General features: G+C 32.6%; 4 protein-coding genes. All 4 read left to right on the forward strand.

Features of this window, described 5'->3' with window-relative positions:
- Positions 1-792, forward strand: a 792-nt coding sequence (locus HG1285_RS04940) for a FliM/FliN family flagellar motor switch protein (RefSeq protein ID WP_008288514.1), incomplete at its 5' end; no start/stop codon positions are given.
- A complete protein-coding gene (fliN, locus tag HG1285_RS04935; protein WP_008288515.1) occupies positions 785-1,366 on the forward strand; it encodes a flagellar motor switch protein FliN in 582 nt (193 codons plus the stop codon). The genes HG1285_RS04940 and fliN, both read left to right, overlap by 8 nt.
- Positions 1,367-1,368: 2 nt before the next feature.
- Positions 1,369-2,085 (forward strand): flagellar hook basal-body protein, encoded by a 717-nt coding sequence (locus HG1285_RS04930; RefSeq protein ID WP_008288516.1) that lies wholly within the window; start codon positions 1,369-1,371, stop codon positions 2,083-2,085.
- Between the two features lie 14 nt (positions 2,086-2,099).
- A partial coding sequence (gene flgG, locus HG1285_RS04925; protein WP_008288517.1) for a flagellar basal-body rod protein FlgG occupies positions 2,100-2,699 on the forward strand: 600 nt, incomplete at its 3' end.

Raw genomic sequence — 2,699 nt, forward strand, 5'->3', positions numbered from 1 at the left:
AAAATATTTAGAGACGAAGTTCGAAAGATAATACCCAATGTTAATATGGTTTCTCAAAATGATATTTATATAACAAGATTTAACGATTTTATGTTGAAAATTCCTCTTCCTGCAAGTTATACAATTATTTCTATGAAACCTTTAAAAGAAAATTCTCTTTTAGTTCTTGATTCAAGACTTGTTTTTACCATTATTAGTGTTCTTTTCGGTGGACCTCCCAAACCTTTCAAAGTAGAAGGTCGTGAATTTACGAAACTTGAAATAAAAGTTATAAATGATTTTATTAAAGCTGTGCTTGAAACTTTTGAGTCGGTATGGGAACAGATATATCCGATAAAAATTGAAATGAAATCAATTGAATTAAACCCCAACCTCGCCAGAATAGTTTCACCAAGTGAAAAAGTTATAGTTGTTGAACTATCAATAGATATTGATGGTTATGAAGCACCTATGTTTTTTTGCTTTCCACAAAATATGTTTTTACCAATAAAAGATTTTATTTATTCTGAAGTAACTCAGTTTGAGGAAGATGTTGCATGGAAAAATTATTTGTTAGAAAAAGTTCATAAGATAAAAGTAAAATTATGGGTAGAGCTGTTTAAAGAAACCTACAAAGTAAAAGATATATTAGAATGGAAAGAAGGTACAAAATTGGAAACTAAAATATCAACAGACACATTATTAAAAGTTTATATAGAAGATAAACCAAAATTTTTAGGTAAGCTCGGCAAGAAAAAAGAAAAGTTTGCAGTAAAAATAAAGGATATATATCTGGGAGAGAAAAATGAGTGAGGAAAATAAACCAATAGAAGAAAATCAAAATCAGGAAGAGAATATAGACCAGGAAGAAATGGCAAAGCAGTGGGAAGAGGCACTGAAAGAACAAGAAAAATCCCCAGAACAAGAAAAATCTGAAACGGAAGAACCAGAAAATGTTAATCAAGAGGAAATAGCAAAGCAGTGGGAAGAAGCCTTACAAGAGCAAAAATCTAAAGAAGAAGGTATAGACCAGGAAGAAATAGCAAAACAGTGGGAAGAGGCACTACAAGAACAGAAAACTCAGGGAGAAACTCCAGTTTTTGAAGAAGTTAAAGATGAAAAGCTTGAACTCTTAATGGATATACCATTAGAGATTAGTGTTGAAGTCGGTGGAAGAGATATTTTACTTGAAGACATTCTAAAACTTAATCCCAACACAGTTTTGGAACTTGATAAATATATCAATGAACCAGTAGATATAAAAATAAATGGAAAACTTGTGGCTAAAGGTGAGCTTTATACTGCCGAAAATAATTTTGGGGTAAAAATTACAAGTATTGTTACTGTGCAGGAAAGAATGAAACTTTTACTTGAAGGTGGTGAATAAAAATGGCAGTAAATTTTCAACCAATATACATTTTAGCATCAGGAGGAGAAAGAGCGTTAGAACAACTTGATACAACAACAAATAACCTTGCAAATGTAAATACGCCGGGATTTAAAAAATTATTACTTAAAGAAATGAGTCAAAAAATTCCTGATAACCAAGGTCAATCAAAGGAACTTTTTGTTTTTCCAAGATTTGAAAAAACTCCAGTTGTTATTGCTCAAGGGTCTTTAAAAAAAACAGATAGACCTTTAGATTTGGCTATAGATGGCGAAGGATTTTTTCAGGTAAGATTTCAAAATCAGATATTTTTAACAAGAAATGGACACTTCAAACTGGACAGCACAGGAATTCTTGTAGATGTTAACAGCAATCCTGTACTTGATACACAGGGCAAAGTTATAAAATTAAACTCAACTGAGAATGTAACAATTACAAAAGACGGCAGTATTTACCAGAATAATGAGCTTGTTGCAAAACTTAGTATAGTAAATTATCAAAGTGTAAAACCTATAGGTGAATCTTATTATGCTCCATCTTCTTCTCAAACAAACGCCAGCTACGAAATCCATCAAGGATTTTTAGAAAACTCAAACGTCAATCCAATAAAAGCTATGACAGAGCTTATAAATGCTCAAAGAAGAATGGAAATGTACGGTAATTTAATGAAAGCATTAGATAGTGTAGAACAAAAAAGTATAGAAATAGGTAGAGCCTAAAGGAGGTATTTATTATGATTAGAGCACTGTGGACTTCAGCAACAGGGATGGAGGCACAACAAACTAATTTAGATGTAATTTCAAATAATATAGCAAATGTAAATACAGTAGGATTTAAAAAAAGCAGAGCAAATTTTGAAGACCTGATATATCAGAACCTTAGAGACCCAGGAGTTATGAGCTCTACAGAAACAAGGGTACCGACAGGTATGCAGGTAGGTCTTGGTGTGAAACTTTCTGATATATCTAAAACATTCTCTCAGGGAAGTTTAATGAAAACTGACAGACCCCTTGATATTGCAATACAGGGTAAAGGATTTTTTAAGGTAGAACTTCCCGGAGGTGGAGAAGCATATACAAGAGCAGGAAACTTCCAGATAGATGACCAGGGATATATCGTAACTCCAGAAGGTTATAGACTAAGTCCTAACATTCAGATTACTGCACCTGAAACACTTATAAGTATAAATATAAGTGAAAACGGTAATGTTTATGCAGTAAGAAATGAGGGAGGCGTACAGACAACAGAAGAGCTTGGGCAGATAAATCTTTATAATTTTATTAATCCGCCAGGGCTTCAAGCAATAGGACAGAACCTGTTTAAGCAAACAGAT

Source organism: Hydrogenivirga sp. 128-5-R1-1 (genome assembly GCF_000171895.1).

What these genes read in the sequence shown, in the direction of transcription:
- fliN (WP_008288515.1), top strand. Translation starts at nt 785, where the DNA reads ATGAGTGAGGAAAATAAACCAATAGAAGAAAATCAAAATCAGGAAGAG.
- HG1285_RS04930 (WP_008288516.1), top strand. Translation starts at nt 1,369, where the DNA reads ATGGCAGTAAATTTTCAACCAATATACATTTTAGCATCAGGAGGAGAA.